Source organism: Micromonospora sp. LOL_015 (genome assembly GCF_048060275.1).
Taxonomy (GTDB): domain Bacteria; phylum Actinomycetota; class Actinomycetes; order Mycobacteriales; family Micromonosporaceae; genus Micromonospora_E.
In genome coordinates this window covers 105408-123839 of record NZ_JBHMIO010000004.1, presented here as the reverse complement: position 1 = coordinate 123839, position 18432 = coordinate 105408, and the positions used below count along the sequence as shown (strand labels likewise).

Below are 18432 nucleotides of genomic sequence, written 5' to 3'. Positions count from 1 at the left end.
GAATCGTCTTATACCGACATCCGCAGCACTCCCAACGCGCCAATTTAGCATTTGGGGCCATCGTCTATCTCGAAGATCTCTAATAGAGGGCGCCGGCGTCGGATACGCCGCCCGCCAGTTCCTGCTGCGAGATGCCCTGCCGACGCCGGTACGCCCACACCATCTCCCCGAGCACTGCGGTCGTCCTGCTCGACAGGCCGTTGTCGATCCGTGTCGAGGATAGCGGCGCGTCGGTGGTGGTGACGGACGAGTGACCGCAATACTGGCGAGGGTCGGCACAGCGGTCCCCGCCGGACCCGGTGGCTCAGCTGAGCCGGAAGGCCGACTGTGCGCCGGCGGCGGGACCGATGGTCAGTTGCCCGTCCTCGTGGCGTACGAAGGCCGACGGGACCCCGGCGAGGCGTAGCGAGACGCGTCCGTTCACCCGGTCGATCCGGTGGAAGCTCGCCTGGGCGGCGAACTCGGCGTCGTCGGCGACCGGGTCGAGGCGTACCGTGCCGTCGACCGCCCGCAGGTAATGTCCGGGCAGGTCGACCGACTGGATCGACACGGTGTCCGCCCCGGCCAGGCCGGCACCGATGCGGAACTGGGTGTCGGCCAGCCGCTGGGAGTGGGTGTCGACCAGCACGGTCGCGCCGACGTGGCGGACGAAGGCGCTGCGGGTGGTGTCGGCGGGGGAGAGCCGCACGATCGGGCCGCCCTCACCGACCGGTACGCCGAACAGCGGGTTGCCGTCGGCGTCCCAGTAGAGCTTCTGCACCCGGGCGTGCCGGTTCGGGTCGTACAGCGGGTCGCCGGTGATGTCCCGGTAGTCACGGGCGTGGTAGACCAGCACGGTGGTCTTGCCGTCCTCGGCGACGGTGAACGAGTTGTGTCCGGGGCCGTACCGGCTGGTCTGTTCGTTGGTGACGAAGACCGGCTCGGGGGTCTTCGTCCAGGAGCGGTGGTCGAGCAGGTCGGCGCTGGCGTCGGCGGTGAGCAGGCCCATACAGTAACGGGAGTCGGTGGCGCTGGCCGAGAAGGTCATGAACACCCGTCCGTTGCGGACGATCACCGCCGCGCCCTCGTTGACCGCGTAGCCCTGCACCTCCCATGGGCGGGTCGGGGTGGCGATGCGCACCGGCTTGGTCTTCAGGGTCCACGGGTCGGCCAGCTCGGCGATGTACAGGCTGGAGTTGACCGCGATCTCCGGCTCGCCCTGGGCCCAGACCAGGTACCGCCGGCCGTGATGGTGGAACGTCGTGGCATCCAGGGCGAAGCTGTCCCACTCGGTGACGATCTGACCGCGCAGTTGCCAGCCGGCCGGGTCCCGGGGGTCGTCCAGTGGGGACTCGAGCACGTACATCCGGATCCGGAACACGTTGTCGGAGTCGCCGGCGGCGAAGTAGACGTACCACTTGCCGTCGATGCGGTGCAGCTCCGGCGCCCAGATGTGGCCGCCCATCCGGCCGCTGGCCGGCCGCCGCCAGATCACCGTCTCGGTCGCCGTGGCCAGCCCGGCGATGGTGGACGCGCCGCGGATGACGATCCGGTCGTACTCGGGCACCGAGCCGGTGAAGTAGTACATGCCGGCGACCGGGTAGGTGACGAACGGGTCGGCCCGCTGTTCGACGAGCGGGTCGATCGTCGGTACGCGGTAGACCTGCGCGTCGGTGGGCGCGCCGACCGGGCCGGGGGTGTTGCCGGCGGTCGGTGCGGCGGCGGCCGGGTCCGGCCGTCCGGCGCCGGCGGTCAGCCCACCGGCCAGACCGGTCAGGCCGGCAGCGGCGAAGCCCAGGCCGCCGTGCAGCAGGGCGCGCCGGTTCACCTCGTACGTCATGGGGGCCACCTCAGTCATTTGGTGCGGATGCGGATGAAGGTCACGGAGTACGGCTCGAAGGTGTGCGTGAAACTGGACGCCACGCCGGTGAGCTGGGTGGTGACCGGCTGGATCGGCTCGGCCGACCGGGTGTTCTGCTGGCCGGGGTCGCCGCTGATCACGGTCATCCGGGCATGCGAACGGACCGGCAGGTCGCCAAGGTCGATCCGGGTCACGGCCGCCTTTTCCTGCGCGTTGACCACCTTGACCAGCAGGTCGCCGGTGGCGTCGTCGCGGGTGACGACCTGGGCGAACGGGCGGGTGACCTGGTCGTCGACGAACTCGCCCCACACCTCGCCGTCCAGCAGCAGGGTGACGTGATCGCCACGCACCTTGACGGTGATGTCGTACGTGGTGCCGGTGGTGATCTGGTTCGGTTTGGCGATCAGCGTCTGCTTGGCCCCGTTGGTGGCCTTCTCCACCGCCCCCTGGGTGTTGTTCCAACCGCCGAGGTTCCACCAGTAGAAGTTGCCGGCGTCCTTGACCCCGAACCCGATCAGGAAGCCCTCCGCGCCGGCGTTCTTCGTGGCCGTCAGCGACAGGTCGTAGTCGGTGGCGGTGATCTCGGCGGCGGCGACCATGGTGTCCAGCGCGGCGGTGTCGCTCTGCGTGTACGCGCCGTCGACCACCGCCCAGCTGCCCCGGTTGGCGACCGGCGTCCACTGGCCCGCCCCGGCGGAGAAGTCGTCGCTGAACAGCATGGTGCCGTCCGGGGCGGTGACCGTCACATCGTCGTACGTCGCCGAGGTGGCCCAGGTGGACAGGCCGATCCGTCCGGTGATCGGCTGGGTGCCGAGGGCCGGCCCGGTGGCCTCGCTGGGCACCGTCCGGTCACCGACGTTGGTCATGAACAGCTTCTGTACCTGGTAACTGGTGGTGCCCCAGGACTCGTCGTTGTCGAACCAGATCAGGTCCGGCCGCCACTGGACGTGGTCGATGTTGGCCAGCAGCGGGGCGTACGAGGCCATCTCGACGATGTCGGCGTTGCGCTCCAGCCCGGTCATGTAGGCCGCCTCGGCGAGCGAGTTGAACAGCTTGTTGTCCTGAGAGGCGTACTCGCCGAGGAACACCTTCGGTCCGGCGCGGTCGTAGCTGTCGTAGCGGTCGTTGTTCTGCAGGAACCAGGCCGGGCTGTTGTAGTAGTGCTCGTCGACCAGCTCCACCCCGTCAGCCCGGTTGAGCTGCCACAGCCGGTCGAAGGTGGCGCCCTGGTCGTCCGGTCCGGAGTTGCTGACCACCGTGATCTCCGGGTGCTGTGCCTCGATCGCGGCCCGGAAGCGCCGGAAGTTGGCGAAGAACTCGTCGGGCAGGTTCTCCTCGTTGCCGACACCGATGTGGGTGAGGCCGAACGGTTCGGGATGGCCCATCTCGGCGCGCAGCCCGCCCCAGGTGGAGGTGTCCGGGCCGTTGGCGAACTCGATCAGGTCCAGGGTGTCGGAGATGTGCCGGGCCAGCAGTTCCTCGTCATCGGTGGCGTGGTTCTGACCGCAGCCGGTGACCAGGGCCGGTACCACCGGCAGCGGCATCGCGCCGATGTCCTCGGCGAACTGGAAGTACTCGAAGTAGCCCAGCCCGTAGGACTGGTTGTAGCCCCAGAAGTTGGCGTTGGTGGCCCGGGTCTCCACCGGGCCGACGGTGTCCTTCCACTGGTAGGAGCGGGCGCGTTCCCAGCCGGACCCGGCGTCGTAGCCGTACATGCTGCCGGTGTTGACCAGACAGCCGCCGGGGAAGCGGACGAAGCCCGGCCGCAACGCCTCGATCTTCTGGGCCAGGTCCTTGCGCAGGCCGTTGGCCCGGCCCCGGAAGGTCTCCTGGGGGAACAGCGACACCATGTCCAGTCGTACGGTGCCGGTCCCGCCGGCGAGCACCACCAGCCGGCCGACGTCGGAGCTCCGGTGGGCGGTGAACGTGGCGGTGTACCTGGTCCAGTCGTCGCCCTGGACGCGCAACCGTTGCGGTTCGGCGAGCCGGCGGCCGTCGACGTCGACCAACCGGACGGTCAGCTGGTTGCCGGCGGCGTCGGTACGGGCCCAGACCGAGAAGTCGTAGCGTTTACCGGCCTCGATCGCGATCCCGCTGTTGTAGCCGGAGTTGGTCACCCCGTAGCGTCCGCCGTCGCTGTTGTCCAGGTCGAGCCGCAGGTAGGTGCGGTTACGGTCGTTGAGCCGGCTGTCGTCGTCGACCGGGGTCGCGGTGCCGGACCCGCCGGCCTCGGCGCCCGGGGTCCAGGCGGTCAGCCCGGTGAAGGACTGGTTGTCCACCGGCAGGAACTCGAAGGACCGGTTGCGGACCAGTTCGGCGTAGAGGCCGCCGTCGGCGGCGTAGTTGATGTCCTCGAAGAAGACGCCGTACATGGTGTCGCTGATCGGCACGCCGGCGCTGGCGGGGTCGACGGTGATCACGTACTCCGGCTCCGGTCGCGGCGGGTCGGCCAGGCTCGGCCCGGCGGCCGCGACCCCGGCGGCGACGAGCGATCCGACCAGCAGTGCGCTGCCGGCCAGCCCGGGTCGTGCGGATCGTCGGAACATGGGCTGCCTCCTGATCGCCCGGCCACGGCCCTGACTCCGGCCCAACCGACATCATCGATGTGAACGTTAACAGGGATGGAGTATTACGGCCGGATCACCACGTCGTCAATACCGTCTTCCCGGCTTCACGGTCACGGTCGCCCGAGGACCACCGCGTCCGTCACGGCGTCCGGCGTACGCCCGTAGACTGGAGGCACCGTTTGCCCACGACAAGGAGCCTGACCGCGTGACCGTCCAGCCCATCCGACTCTTCGGCGACCCGGTGCTGCGCACTGCGGCCGAGCCCGTGGTCGACTTCGACGCCGAGCTGCGCGGGCTCGTCGCCGATCTGACCGACAGCATGACCGATCAGAACGGTGCCGGCCTCGCCGCGCCGCAGCTCGGAGTCGGGCTGCGGGTATTCACGTTCCACGTCGACGACCTGCTGGGCCACCTGGTCAACCCGGTGCTGGACTTCCCCGACGAGGAGGAACAGGACGGCCCGGAGGGCTGCCTGTCCATCCCGGGGCTCTACTTCGACACCAAACGTCGACAGAACGTCGTCGCGAAGGGCTTCAACGAGTACGGTGACCCGATGCAGATCGTCGGCAGCGGTCTGCTGGCCCGCTGCGTCCAGCACGAGACGGACCACCTCGACGGGGTGCTGTTCCTGGACCGGCTCGACGCCGCCACCCGCAAGGAGGCGATGAAGGCCATCCGCGAAGCCGACTGGTACGACGCCGCCGCGCCGCCGACGGTGAAGGTCAGCCCGCACCGCTCGCCCGGTGGCCTGTTCCGGCCGGGTGCGGCGACCAGCCCGTTCGGTCTGGGCGGGTGACGGCGATGCGACTCGTCTTCGCCGGTACTCCGGCGGTCGCCGTCCCCGCGTTGGACGCGATCGCCGCCAGCGGCCACGACCTCGTCGCGGTGGTCACCCGGCCGGACGCTCCTGCCGGGCGCGGCCGCCGGCTGGTCCGCTCCGCGGCCGGCGCCTGGGCCGACGAGCGGGGGATCGAGGTGCTGACCCCGCAGCGCCCACGGGAGCCGGAGTTCCTCAGCAGGCTGACCGAGCTGGCCCCGGACTGTGTACCAGTCGTCGCCTACGGTGCCCTGGTCCCGCCGACCGCGCTGGCCATCCCCACCCACGGCTGGATCAACCTGCACTTCTCCCTGCTGCCGGCCTGGCGCGGGGCGGCTCCGGTGCAGCATGCGGTGCTGCACGGCGACGAGGTGACCGGCGCGAGCGTGTTCCAGCTGGAGGAGGGTCTGGACACCGGCCCGGTGTTCGGCACGGTGACCGACCAGGTCGGCCACACGGACACCGCCGGCGACCTGCTGCAGCGGCTGGCGTCCAGCGGCTCGCAGCTGCTGGTCGCGGTGCTCGACGGGATCGCCGCCGGCACCGCCCGGGCGGTGCCGCAGCCGGGTGACGGGGTGTCACTGGCCCCGAAGCTGACCGTCGACGACGTCCGGGTGCGGTGGACCGATCCGGCGTTCGCGGTGGACCGGCGGGTGCGGGCCGGCACCCCTGCGCCGGGCGCCTGGACCACGTTCCGCGACGAGCGGGTCAAACTCGGGCCGGTCCGGCCGGTGCCGGACGGCCCGGAGCTGAAGCCGGGGGAGGCGCTGGCCGAACGTGACCGCCTGCTGGTCGGCACGGCCACCGTGCCGGTCGCGCTCGGCGAGGTCCGGGCCGCCGGCAAGAAGGCCATGTCGGCGGCGGACTGGGCGCGCGGTGCCCGCATCACCACCGGCGAGTTCTTCGGGTGAGCGCGAGGAATGAGCGAGCGCAGCGAGTGAGCCCCCCAGCCGCGAACGGCCGGGGCGAGCGTGGGCAGCGTGGCCGTGGGCAGCGTGGCCGCCGCCGACGGGCCGACCCGGCGCGGGACGCGGCGTACGATGCCGTCGCGGCGGTGTACCGCGATGACGCCTACGCCAATCTGGTGTTGCCGACAATCCTGCGGGACCGGGAGCTGCGGGGGCGTGACGCCGCTTTCGCCACCGAGTTGGTCTACGGCACGCTGCGAATGGTCGGCACCCTCGATCTGATCATCGCCCGGGCGGCCGGGCGGGAGGTGGACCGGATCGACCCACCGGCCCGTGACGCGCTGCGGCTGGGCGCGTACCAGCTGCTGCGTACCCGGGTTCCGGCGCACGCTGCGGTGTCGGCCACGGTGGATCTGGTGCACGACGTGGCGCCGGGAGCGGTCGGGTTCGCCAACGCCGTACTGCGGGAGATCGCCACCCGGGACCTGGACGACTGGCTCGCGGAGCTGGCACCGGACGAGCAGGCCGACCCGGTCGGCCACCTGGCGGTGACCTACCATCATCCGCCGTGGATCGTCCGGGCGTTCGCGGAGGCACTCGGTGAGGAGTCCGCCGACGGCCTGACCGAGACGACCCGGCTGCTGATCGAGGACAACGAGCCGCCACCGGTGCACCTGTGTGCCCGACCGGGCCGGGTCGACGCGGTCGAGCTGGCGGACGCCACCGGCGGGGCACCGGGCGCGTTCTCGCCGTACACCGTCTATCTGCCCGGCGGCGCGCCGGGCGAGGTGTCGGCGGTCCGTCAGGGCCGGGCGCACGTGCAGGACGAAGGCTCGCAGCTGGTGGCCGCGGCGTTGGCCGACGCCGAGGTGTCCGGTTCGGACCGGCGGTGGCTGGACCTGTGTGCCGGGCCGGGGGGCAAGGCAGCGCTGCTCGGCGGGTTGGCCGCCGGTCGCGGCGCCGAGGTGACCGCAGTGGAGGTCGCCGAGCACCGGGCCCGGCTGGTGGAGCAGGCGGTACGCGGGCTGCCGGTGGCGGTGCACGTCGCCGACGGTCGTCAGGTGGGTGCCGGGACGGAGCTGCCCGAGTCGTCGTTCGACCGGGTACTGGTGGACGCGCCGTGCACCGGGCTCGGCTCGCTGCGCCGCCGTCCCGAGTCGCGCTGGCGGCGTCAGCCGTCGGACCTGCCGCCGTTGACCCGGTTGCAGCGGGAGCTGCTCGCCGCCGGGCTGCGGGCGGTCCGGCCGGGTGGCGTGGTGGCCTACGTGACGTGCTCACCACACCGGGTGGAGACGCACGTGTCGGTGACCGAGGCGGCCCGTAGGTCCGGCGTACCGGTGGATTTCGTCGACGCCCGGCCATTGCTCCCGGCGGGTATGCCGGGGCTCGGCGCCGGGCCGTCGGTGCAGCTGTGGCCGCACCGACACGGCACCGACGCGATGTTCGTGGCGTTGCTGCGTCGGGTCGGTCAGCCCTGACGGACCGGCAGGGCGGCGGTGCCGCCGTCGCGTACCGATCGGGTCAGCGGTGGTTGGTCGCGCCAGAGCAGGCAGCGTACGGCGAGGTTGCCGTCGTCCCACTCGTCCTTGAACGGGTAGTCGTAGATGGTGCCGAAGCGGTGTCGCAGGTCGTCGTCGACGGGTAGGCCGGCGTAATTGGCGACGACTCGGCGGCACCGTTCGTGTACCTGGTCGGCGTTCGCGGCGAAGTCGTCGTAGGGCAGGTCGGCTTCCAGGTACAGCCCGGCGAATTCGCTCTGGTGCGGTTCGGTGCAGGCCACCGGTTTGAGGATTCCGACGTCGCCGGCGGCGTTGGCGCTCGGGTTGAAGCAGCCCCAGCGCAGCGGGTTCGGCTGGTCGAGGGCGCCGGCGAGGCTCCCGGTGCGGGCGACGAAGGTGCGGTCCTGCATGCTGACCACCTCGCCGACGTCGCACCGGTACCAGCGGGCGCCGCCGTTCCAGGACGTGGTGGACGGGACGACGACTTCGAGCCGGAGCCGGCCGGCCTGCCAGTCGTCGCCGAGGAATTCGTGGACCCGCTGGTCGCAGTCGGTACGGGCGGCCCGCCGGCTGGACGAGCCGGGGGCGGGGGAGTGGTCCGCTACGCCGTGCACCCCGGTGAAGATCCCGACGAAGACCGTCTCCACCTCGTGGGACTGTCCGCAGTCGACGGGTCTGTACTCGGTGCCCTGGCCGACGGTACCGGCGGAGATCGGATGGCACTCGCCGGCCTGTGGTACGAACACTTTCGGTGTCGCGATCCTAGCCCAGTTGTTGGTCAGGTCGCCATCTCCGATATCGGACCGGACAGCGGGCGCGCATCCCGCCGCCGTGGTCAGAATCGCGACCGTCAGAACCAGCTTTGCCCACCACCGCATGTCGTACGCCCTCCCCATGGTTGGAAGATCGTAGACAGCTAAGTGTACTTCACGTAGTCAACTGACTCTCCAGGGTAACCATGACCTGCTGTCTAGCGGACTGCGGCCCGCTGCTCCACGATGGAGCAGCAGGCCGCAGCTGGACGATCGATGATGGATCAGGCAGGTGGGGCGAAGGTGATGCTCTGCGGACCGTTGGCGCGAATCGGTTCCCCGGTGGCGCTACTGAAGTCGGTACCGCCATGCCAGCGGTGCTCTCCATCGCAGACGCAGTGGATCTTGACTTGCTGTCGCGGTAGGACCATGAGTGACGCCCCGGTCGCCTTGTCGGCCAGCTCGGCGAGCCCGACCGGGTCCTTTGTGCTGACATTGAGGAGTGTCAGCTTGCCCGGAACCTGCGGCGAGTCGGCGGTCTCAACGCTCACCGAGGTGCCAGCCTCCATCTGGTACGCGTACGGCGGGGCGTTGACGTCCGCCGTGACCAGATCGGCGCGCAGCCGGTTGCCGACGTGTCCACTCCACTGGTACGGGTAACCGTCGGCGTTGAACAGCAGCGGCCACTCGTACGGCCCCAGCCAGTCGATGACGAACGCTCCCTTGTCGCCGATCGGCGAGTAGCGCGGATCCCGTGAACCGTCGGCGACCGGCGCGGCGACGCCGACCGTACCGTTCGTCACGGTCTCGTCATCCGCGCCCAGCACCGTGCCGACGATCATCGAGCGCGGGTCCAGGCGGATCGTCGGTCCGGGCCGCACCTCGTCGGCGGAGAAGGTGAACCACCGCGCATCTTTCTGGGTGCCGGTGCCGCCGACCTGGCTGACCCACTGGGCGCCGTACTGGCTACCCGAGTCGGGCAGCGCGAACAGATTGTATGAACCCGGATCGGGAACCGAGACATTCACCCGGCCCCGCGAGTCGCTGCGGGTCGGACAGACGGCAGGAAAGCTGAACGTGAATACCGGAACGGCGAATACGCAGATGCCGGTCACCGGCTCACCGGTGACGGCATCCACCACGTCGGTGCGGATGCCCGGCCCGTCGAAGGTCGTCGTCGCGTACGCCTGCGGTGCGATCGTGGCACCGCCCAGGAGGGCTGCGGCGACCACCGAACCGAGCGCGATCCTCCGTTTCCGGTTGCCGACCGAGCGTGGTTCGACGGCGCGGTGGGCCCCGCCTTTGCCGCCTGTGGAAAATCGAGTGATTCTCAACGAGGTTGCCCCTTTCGCATTTGCACTGCACTGCTAGGTGCCAGATGCGTTTGTAGCACGGATCATCGTCAATTCCCGGTTGCGGATGCCGGTGCGGCGAGCGTTTCGCTGTCGATCGGTGCCCGCAATGCCTGGAAACGCGCAACCAAGTTTGGTTCCGGGTGACGCCGCTCAGGCGGACTCGCGCCATACGACGGGGGTCGGCAGCAGCGTCCCGCCGGATGCGATGGAGTTGCCGTCGATCTGGTGCAGCACCAGGTCGGCGGCGCGGGCGCCGATCTCTTTCGCCGGCTGGTGCACGGTGGACAGCAGCGGGTTAGTGCGTAGCGCCCAGGCGCTGTCGTCGAATCCGACGACCCCGACATCGGCCGGCACGGTCCGGCCGGCCTCACGCAGGGTCTGGATCGCTCCGGCGGCGACCACATCCGAGGCGGCGAAGATGCCGTCGAGGTCGGGTGCCCGATCCAGGAGGGCCCGCATGCCGTTGACGCCGCACGAATAGTCGTAGAAGGGGACCTCGGCAACCAGGCGGGAGTCGAACCGGTCGCCGAGAGCCTGGCGGAAGCCGGTGAGCCGGTCGGCACCGGAGTCCCGGTTCAGGGCAGCAGCGATCATGCCGATCCGTCGCCGGCCGGTGGCGGCCAGGCGGGTGGTGATCTCGCGCGCTGAGCCGACGTTGTCGACGCCGACGAACGGGATCTCCTGCGCCAGGTCGGGCGGATGCCCGACGAAGGTGGCCGGCAGCTTCAGGTTGGTGACGACCCGGGTGATCGGGTCGTGCGCGCGGGCCGAGACGATCAGCGCGCCGTCGACGAAGCCGCCGCTGAGGTAGCGAGCAACCCGTTTGGTGTCCCGGTCAGAGTCGACCACCAGGTTGACCATCTGATACTCGGCGACGGAGAGCACCGCGTTGGCGCCCAGCATGAGGGCTCCGATGTTCGGGTCCTCCATGAACAACGAGTGCGGTTCGAGCACGATGAAGCCGACTGCCTGGGAACGCTGGGTGACCAGGTTACGGGCGGCGGTGTTGGGGACGTAGCCGACCTCGGCGATGGCGGCGAGGATCGCGGCGCGGGCGGCGGGGGAGACGTAGCCGCCGTTAAGGACCCGGCTGACCGTGCCCCGGGACACACCGGCGCTTGCGGCGACGTCGTGCACGGTCGCCCGCTTCGTCGTCGGTCTCGGCCGGTTCACGTCGAACACTGTAGCGGCCGGCCCTTGACCTGCGACGGAACGCGCCCTTAACGTGTGCACGTTCACACATTCGTTCGCCGACTGTTCGCCCGGCGAAATGTGTGCACGTGCACAGAGTCAGTTCGTTCCGGCAGCGAGGACACCCCGATGAAACCGCCCCGTGACCGGCCGGCCGCACCACTGCTGCCGTCGATCCGCGGCATCGTGCTGGGCTGCGACTACAACCCGGAGCAGTGGCCGGCAGCGGTGTGGCGCGAGGATGTGGCGCTGATGCGTCAGGCCGGCATCGGCCTCGTAGCCATCAACATCTTCGGTTGGTCGAGCATCGAGCCCCGGCCGGGCGAGTACGACTTTGCCGCCCTCGACGAGGTGATCGGCCTGCTGCACGACGCCGGCATCAAACTCAACCTCGGCACCGGCACTGCTTCCCCGCCACCCTGGCTGACCACCCGGCACCCCGAGCTGCTGCCGCAGGCAGCTGACGGCACCACCCGGTTCCCCGGTGGTCGGCAGGCGTGGTGCCCCAGCTCGCCGGTGTTCCGCAGGCACGCCCTGGCGCTGGTTGAGCAGGTCGCCCAACGCTACGGCGGGCACCCCGCGTTGGCGCTGTGGCACGTGTCCAACGAGCTTGGCTGCCACAACGCGCTGTGCTACGACGAGGCCAGCGCGGTCGCCTTCCGGAGCTGGCTGCGAAAGCGCTACGACAGCCTTGACACGCTCAACGACGCCTGGGGCACGGCCTTCTGGAGTCAGCGCTACGGCGACTGGGACGAGGTGGAACCACCCCGGGCGAACCTGTCAGTGCCCAATCCGGCGCAGCTACTGGACTTTCACCGGTTCAGCTCCGCGCAGTTGCTGGAGCACTACCGCGCCGAAGCGGCGGTGCTGCGCCGGCACAGCACCGCGCCGATCACCACGAATCTGATGGTAACCGCCCATATCAGAGATCTAGACTACTGGTCCTGGGCGCCTGACCTGGACGTCGTGGCCAACGACCACTATCTGGACCACCGGCTCGGCGACCCGGTCGCGGAACTGTCCTTCGCCGCCGACCTCAGCCGTGGGCTAGCCGGCGGAGCGTCGTGGATGCTGATGGAGCAGGCGACCGGCGCGGTCAACTGGCAGCCCTGGAACCTCGCCAAGGAGCCAGGCCAGATGATCCGCAACTCGCTCACCCACGTCGCCCGGGGCGCCGACGCGATCTGCTTCTTCCAGTGGCGGGCCTCCGCCGCCGGGGCTGAGAAGTACCACTCGGCGATGCTGCCGCACGCCGGCACCGACACCACCACCTGGCGGGAGGTGCTGCGGCTGTCGGAGGTCTTGGACCGCGTCGGTGAGGTCGCCGGCACTCGGGTGCGCTCCGACGCGGCCCTGCTGTTCAGCTGGGAGTCCTGGTGGTCCGCCGACGGTCCGGCCCGCCCGTCGACCGAGATCCGCTACCTCGACCAGGTGCACGCCGCCTACACCGGCCTGCGGGAGCTCGGCGTGACCTGCGACGTCGTCGCGCCGGACGTCGACCTCGCCGGCTACCGGCTGGTCGTCGTGCCGTGTCTGCACCTGGTGACCGATGAGCAGGCCGCCGCGCTGGCCGAGTACGTCGACGCGGGCGGCCACCTGCTGGTGACCTTCTACAGCGGCATCGTCGACGAACACGACCGGATCCGCCTCGGCGGCTACCCCGGTGCCTTCCGCGAGCTGCTCGGCGTGGTCGGCGAGGAGTTCGTCCCGCTGCTGCCCGGTGTCGAGGTCACCCTGGACAACGGAGCCCGCGCCCGGTGGTGGACCGAGCGGTTGCGAACCACCACCGCCGCGCCCCTCGCCCGGTACGCAGACGGCCCGCTGCCCGGCACCCCGGCGGTCACCCGCAACGCCCACGGCGCCGGCACCGCCTGGTACGTGGCGACCGCGCTGGCCTCCGACGGACTGCGGGACGTGCTGCGTACCGCCGCCGACAGGGCCGGGGTGACCCCGCACGGTCCGGAGAACGACGGCTCGGTCGAGGTGGTCCGGCGCGTCGGTACCGACCGCAGCTACCTGTTCGTCGTCAACCACGGCCGTCGGGAAATTCGCCACGCCGCCAGCGGCTACGAGCTCGTCACCGGGACCCCGGTCGACGGGCAGCTGCGGGTCGGCCCCGGCGAGGTCCGGGTGGTCAGAGAGGAGCCGGCTCGGTGAGCAGATTCCGTACGGTGCGGTCGACGGCTACCGGCCGTCGCCGGGCACCCGTACCGCACAAGCGCGCCATCGCGATATTCGTGGTGCCGTTCGGGGCGCTTTTCGTGCTGTTCTACGCCGTCCCCATCGGCTATGCCGTGGTCCAGTCTCTGTACGTGGTTGAACGCACCGGCACCTTCGGTCCGGCCCGGGAGGTCTTCGGCGGGCTCGCCCAGTACCAGCGGGTGCTCACCGACAGCCCCTTCTGGTTCTCGATCGGCCGGGTGCTGCTGTTCGGCGCGGTGCAGGTGCCGGTGATGCTCGGCCTCGCCCTGCTGCTGGCCCTGCTGCTCGACTCGGGTCTGGTCCGCGGTCGGCGCTTCTTCCGGCTCGCCTTCTTCGTGCCGTACGCGGTGCCCGGCGTCGTCGCGGCGATCATGTGGGGCTTCCTGTACTCGCCCAACCTGTCGCCGTTCACCGCCGTCACCGGTCGGGCGGACCTGCTCGGCGCGGACCTGGTGCTGTGGTCCATCGCCAACGTCGTGACCTGGGTCTACGTCGGTTACAACATGCTGATCATCTACTCGTCGCTGCTGGCGATCCCGCCGGAAATCTACGAGGCGGCGCGGCTCGACGGTGCCGGCCTGGCCCGGATCGCCTGGTCGATCAAGATTCCGATGGTGATGCCGGCGATCGTGCTGACCACCGTCTTCTCCATCATCGGCACCCTGCAGCTGCTGGCCGAACCGCAGGTGTTCCGGACCTTCAGTTCGGCGGTGTCCAGCACCTACACCCCGAACCTGACCGTCTACTCCACTTCGTCGATCCCCAACTTCAACCTGGCTGCGGCCTTCTCGGTGGTGCTCGCCTTGGCGACCTTCGCGCTGTCCTTCACGTTCCTGAAGTTCACCCAGCGTCGGGGCGTGCGATGAGCGCCCCAGCCCGCACCCCCGCCGGCCACTCGCCTGGCGGTACGCCGCTGCGGAGTTCGATGCTGTCGCGGTCCGCCGCCACCCTGGTGATGCTGGTCTGCACCGCGTACTTCCTGGTGCCGATCTGGTGGCTGTTGGTCGCTTCGGCGAAACCCGGCGGGCGGGTCACTCAGGGGGCGCCCCTGTGGTTCGACGACTTCGCGCTGGTCGACAACGTTGCCGAGGTGCTGACCTACCGCGACGGAGTGTTCCCCCGGTGGATTCTCAACAGCCTCGCCTACACCGGCGGCGCCGCCCTGATCGGCACTCTGCTCGCCGCGATGTGCGGGTACGCCCTGGCCAAGTACCGGTTTCCCGGCCGGGAGACGCTGTTCAACGTGGTGCTCGGCGGCGTGCTGGTGCCGGCGACCGCGCTCGCCCTGCCACTGTTTCTGATCTTCAGCCGGTTCGAGGCGACCAACACCTTCTGGTCGGTGTTCCTGCCCAGCCTGGTCAACCCGTTCGGGGTCTACCTGGCCCGGATCTACGCCGCCGCGAGCGTGCCGGACGATCTGCTGGAAGCGGCCCGCCTCGACGGCGCTGGTGAGGTACGGACCTTCTTCACCGTCGCCACCCGGCTGATGCTGCCCGCACTGGTCACCATCTTCCTGTTCCACTTCGTCGCGGTCTGGAACAATTTTCTGCTGCCGCTGATCATGCTCGGCGACGAGCGGCTGTTCCCGGTCACCCTCGGCCTCTACACCTGGAACACCCAGGTCAACCAGTTGCCCGAACTGCGTGGTCTGGTGCTCGTCGGCGCGTTGCTGTCGATCGTGCCGCTGGTCGCGGCGTTCCTGCTGCTCCAACGGTTCTGGCGGACCGGCCTCGGGGCGGGCTCGGTCAAGTGACCCCGCCTTTCGCCGGACCCCCGTCCATCCACCGATAATGAGAGAAGGATTTCGATGAGATTCCCCGCCTCGACAGTCGGCGTACTGCTCGCCAGCACGCTGGCGCTGGTCGCCTGCTCCTCCGGCGATTCCGGCGATTCCGGTTCCGGCGCCGACTGCAGCCCGGCCGAAGGCCCGGTCACCCTCGACTTCACCTCCTGGATCCCCGGCATCGAGCAGGTGGTCGAGGTCTGGAACGAGCAGAACCCCGACATCCAGGTCAACGTGCAGACCGGGCCGAACGGCAACGGCGGCACCTACCAGAACTTCTTCAATCAGCTGCGGGCCGGCAACGCGCCGGACCTGGGCCAGATTGAGTACGACGCGTTGCCCAGCTTCAGGGTGCAGGACGGCCTGGTCGACCTCGGTGCCTGCGACATCGTGCTCGACGCCCGGGACCAGTTCGTCGACTGGACCTGGGGGCAGGTCAGCTTCGGCGAGGAGGGTTCGGCGTACGCCGTACCGCAGGACGCCGGACCGATGGCCCTGTTCTACCGAGCGGACCTGTTCGAGGCCAACGACATCGAGGTGCCGACCACCTGGGCCGAGTACGCGGCCGCCGCCGAGACAGTCCGCGCAGCAGGCGGCTACATCACCAACTTCTCGCAGAGCGACATCAACCAGTTCGCCGGCCTGGCGTGGCAGGCCGGCGGCCGCTGGTTCGCCAACGACGGCGATCAGTGGACGGTAGACCTGACCGACCCGCAGACCACCCAGGTCGCCGAGTTCTGGCAGGACCTCATCGACCGAGACCTCGTCTCGGCCGAGCCGCCGTGGACCACCGAGTGGGACAACGCCTACAACAGCGGTTCCGTCTGGACCTGGGTATCAGCGGTGTGGGGCGCCAACTCGATCAGCTCCGGTGCGCCGGACACCGCCGGCAAGTGGGCGGTCGCGCCGATGCCGCAGTGGAATGCTGGCGAGCAGGTAGCCGGCAACTGGGGAGGTTCATCCATCGCCGTGTTCCAAGGCAGCGAGCACGTCTACGAGGCAGCTCAGTTCGCACTCTGGTTGAACACCTCCGAGGAGGCGTTGACCCTGCTCAACGCAGAAGCGAACATCTACCCGGCCACCACCGCCGGTACCCAGCTGCCGGCGCTGCGCGAAGGCGTGGAGTTCTACGGCGGCCAGCCGATCTACGAGGTCTTCGCCGAGGCGTCGCAACAGGTTGCCGCGGACTTCGTCTGGGGCCCGACGATGACCCAGACCTACGCTGACGCCTCCGATGGCTTCAAGGCGGCGGTCTCCGGTCAGGGCACCCTGCTGGACGCACTGACCGCCGCCCAGGCCTCGACGGTGGATACCCTGAAGTCGCAGTCCATCCCGGTCACGGAGTAACCGTTTGATCATGTACCTGCGGGCCGCGGGCACCAGCCTCGTGCTGGACGCCCGTGGCCCGCACCCACCGGTCGTCCTGCACTGGGGCGGCGACCTTGGCGACCTGACCGAGGGCGAGTTGACCGACCTGGCCGACGCGGCGGTCCCGCCGGTGCCGCCCAGCGCGGTCGATCAGCCGCTGCGGTTGACCCTGCTGCCCACCCCGGGCCAGGGCTGGACCGGCCGGCCCGGCATCGCCGGACACTGGTCCGGGTCCGGGCGGCCCGTTGACGACCTGCGGCTGCGAGCGGTCAGCCGGACCGGCCCCCGCGATCTGGTGGTCGACTGTGACTGCGCCGCCAACGGGTTGCGGGTGAGCACCGATGTCTCGCTGAGCGACCAGGGCGTTCTACGGATCCGCCACCAGGTACGCAACACCTCTGAGGCCGACCTGCACCTGGCCGCGTCGGACGTGGTGCTGCCAGTGCCGGAGCAGGCTGCGGAGGTGCTGGACTTCACCGGGCTGTGGGCCCACGAGCGACGTCCGCAGCGCGGCCGGCTGCGCGACGGTACATGGATGCGGCAGACCCGCCATGGCCGGCCCGGGCACGACGACCCGTTCCTGATGGTCGCCGGCACCGCCGGCTTCGGGTTCCGGCATGGCCGGGTGTGGGCGGTGCACCTGGCGTGGAGCGGCGACAAGCAGCTGTACGCCGAACGCCAGGCAACCGGGCACAGCCTGCTCGGCGCCGGTGAACTGCTCGCCCCCGGCGAGCTGATCCTGCCGCCCGACGGCAAGTACACCACCCCGTGGACGGTCGCCGCTTTTTCCGCCGACGGCCTCGACGGTCTCTCCACGCGGCTGCACGGCTGGATCCGGGCCCGCCGGCCGCTGCGCGGGCCTCGGCCGGTGGTGCTCAACACCTGGGAAGCGGTCTACTTCGACCACGATCTCGACCGGCTGACCCGGCTGGTGGACGCCGCCGCGCAGGTCGGCGTCGAACGATTCGTCCTCGACGACGGCTGGTTTACCGGTCGGGTCGACGAGCGGCGGGCGCTCGGCGACTGGGCCGTCGATCCGCAGCGCTGGCCGGCTGGTCTGGGGCCGCTGGTCGACCGGGTCCGCTCCCGGGGCATGGACTTCGGGCTGTGGGTGGAACCGGAGATGGTCAGCCCTAACTCCGAGCTGGGCCGCGTCCACCCCGAGTGGCTGCTCGGGCCGGCGCACGCTCCGACCTGGCGGCACCAGCGGGTGCTCGATCTGGGCAACCCGGACGCCTACCGGTATCTGCGGGGGCGGCTTGGCGCGCTGCTCGAGGCGTACCCGATCGCTTACCTCAAGTGGGACCACAACCGGGACCTGCTCGCCGCAGCCGGCGCGCACCGGCAGACCACGGCGCTCTACCGGCTCCTGGCCGACCTGCGGGTGGCCCACCCTGACCTGGAGATTGAAAGTTGCGCCTCCGGTGGCGGCCGCATCGATCTGGGCATCGGTGAATTGGTCGACCGGTTCTGGACCTCCGACACCAACGACCCGCTCGACCGGCAGCGGATCCTGCGTTGGACCAGCGTGCTGATGCCGCTGGAGTATCTCGGCGGGCATCTGGGTGCCGGCACCGCGCACGTCACCGGCCGGGCCACCGATCTGGGCTTCCGGCTGGCCACCGCGCTGTTCGGACACGCCGGCATCGAATGGGACCTGACCTCCGCGACCGACGCCGAGCGCGCCGACGTCGCCGAGTGGGTCGCCGCGTACCGGCGGTTGCGGCCACTGCTGCACACCGGGACGCTGGTGCGCGCCGACAGCCCCGATCCGGCCCGGCAGCTGTACGGGGTCGTCGACGCCGACCGGCACACCGGCGTGTACGCCCTGGTGGCGCTCGACGCGGCGCGGTCGGCGTTGCCGGTGCCGCTGCGGCTGCCCGGCCTCGACCCGCAGCGTCGCTACCGGGTGAGCCCACTGCGGATCGGCCCGGCGCCGGCGACGCTGCAGGTGCGGCCGCCGGCCTGGCTGCACCCCGGTGAGGTGACCCTGCCCGGCCGGGTGCTGGCCGAGGTCGGACTGCCCGCACCGCTGCTGCACCCGCAACAGGCGGCGCTGTTCACCGCCGATGCGGCCGGCTGAGCGCACACCTGTAGATCGTTCCCCCGATGGGTCGCTGGCGCGTCACCGGCCGCCCACAGTGCCCCGT

The 18432-nt window shown here is 70.2% G+C and carries 13 protein-coding genes; 8 read left to right on the top strand and 5 right to left on the bottom strand.

The window, feature by feature from the left end; all coding sequences use genetic code 11:
* Nucleotides 1-304: 304 nt before the first annotated feature.
* The gene (locus ACFHWU_RS05975) at nt 305-1819 is read right to left on the bottom strand and encodes a family 43 glycosylhydrolase (protein WP_416590010.1); all 1515 of its coding nucleotides are present in this window, start codon (nt 1817-1819) and stop codon (nt 305-307) included.
* A gap of 14 nt (nt 1820-1833) precedes the next feature.
* Entirely contained in the window at nt 1834-4386 is a 2553-nt protein-coding gene (locus tag ACFHWU_RS05970) for an alpha-L-arabinofuranosidase C-terminal domain-containing protein (RefSeq protein ID WP_416590008.1), read from the bottom strand.
* Nucleotides 4387-4612: 226 nt separating this feature from the next.
* Here ACFHWU_RS05970 and def point away from each other — a divergent pair, with 226 nt between their 5' ends.
* From def to ACFHWU_RS05955, 3 genes are read left to right on the top strand one after another with little or no spacing between them, the layout of a single operon-like run.
* Complete coding sequence (def, locus tag ACFHWU_RS05965) at nt 4613-5203, top strand: peptide deformylase (RefSeq protein ID WP_278168682.1); 591 nt, start codon at nt 4613-4615, stop codon at nt 5201-5203.
* Nucleotides 5204-5208: 5 nt separating this feature from the next.
* Nucleotides 5209-6135, top strand: a complete 927-nt coding sequence (gene fmt, locus ACFHWU_RS05960; RefSeq protein WP_416590007.1) for a methionyl-tRNA formyltransferase — start codon at nt 5209-5211, stop codon at nt 6133-6135.
* Nucleotides 6132-7610, top strand: coding sequence for an RsmB/NOP family class I SAM-dependent RNA methyltransferase (locus ACFHWU_RS05955; RefSeq protein WP_416590006.1), 1479 nt, complete (start codon nt 6132-6134; stop codon nt 7608-7610). The genes fmt and ACFHWU_RS05955 overlap by 4 nt, the downstream gene beginning before the upstream one ends.
* Here ACFHWU_RS05955 and ACFHWU_RS05950 read toward each other — a convergent pair.
* From ACFHWU_RS05950 to ACFHWU_RS05940, 3 genes are all read right to left on the bottom strand, one after another.
* Nucleotides 7601-8377: a septum formation family protein gene (locus tag ACFHWU_RS05950; protein WP_416557004.1), complete on the bottom strand. Its 777-nt coding sequence runs from the start codon at nt 8375-8377 to the stop codon at nt 7601-7603. The genes ACFHWU_RS05955 and ACFHWU_RS05950 overlap by 10 nt on opposite strands.
* Before the next feature lie 290 nt (nt 8378-8667).
* On the bottom strand, nt 8668-9615 hold the full coding sequence (locus ACFHWU_RS05945) for a hypothetical protein (protein ID WP_416590005.1): 948 nt from the start codon (nt 9613-9615) through the stop codon (nt 8668-8670).
* A 273-nt stretch (nt 9616-9888) separates the two neighbouring features.
* Nucleotides 9889-10911, bottom strand: a complete 1023-nt coding sequence (locus ACFHWU_RS05940; RefSeq protein ID WP_416557006.1) for a LacI family DNA-binding transcriptional regulator — start codon at nt 10909-10911, stop codon at nt 9889-9891.
* A gap of 147 nt (nt 10912-11058) precedes the next feature.
* Here ACFHWU_RS05940 and ACFHWU_RS05935 point away from each other — a divergent pair, with 147 nt between their 5' ends.
* Genes ACFHWU_RS05935 through ACFHWU_RS05915 form a run of 5 tightly spaced genes read left to right on the top strand, consistent with a single transcriptional unit; the run spans nt 11059 to nt 18365 of the window.
* On the top strand, nt 11059-13086 hold the full coding sequence (locus tag ACFHWU_RS05935) for a beta-galactosidase (protein ID WP_416590004.1): 2028 nt from the start codon (nt 11059-11061) through the stop codon (nt 13084-13086).
* Nucleotides 13083-13997, top strand: a complete 915-nt coding sequence (locus ACFHWU_RS05930; protein WP_416590003.1) for a carbohydrate ABC transporter permease — start codon at nt 13083-13085, stop codon at nt 13995-13997. The genes ACFHWU_RS05935 and ACFHWU_RS05930 overlap by 4 nt, the downstream gene beginning before the upstream one ends.
* Nucleotides 13994-14884 carry a carbohydrate ABC transporter permease gene (locus ACFHWU_RS05925; RefSeq protein WP_416557009.1) on the top strand — a complete coding sequence of 297 codons (891 nt, stop codon included), beginning with the start codon at nt 13994-13996 and terminating at the stop codon, nt 14882-14884. Before ACFHWU_RS05930 ends, ACFHWU_RS05925 begins: the two co-directional genes overlap by 4 nt.
* 54 nt (nt 14885-14938) lie before the next feature.
* On the top strand, nt 14939-16261 hold the full coding sequence (locus tag ACFHWU_RS05920; RefSeq protein ID WP_416557010.1) for an ABC transporter substrate-binding protein: 1323 nt from the start codon (nt 14939-14941) through the stop codon (nt 16259-16261).
* Between the two features lie 10 nt (nt 16262-16271).
* The gene (locus tag ACFHWU_RS05915; protein ID WP_416590002.1) at nt 16272-18365 is read left to right on the top strand and encodes an alpha-galactosidase; all 2094 of its coding nucleotides are present in this window, start codon (nt 16272-16274) and stop codon (nt 18363-18365) included.
* Nucleotides 18366-18432: the final 67 nt, after the last annotated feature.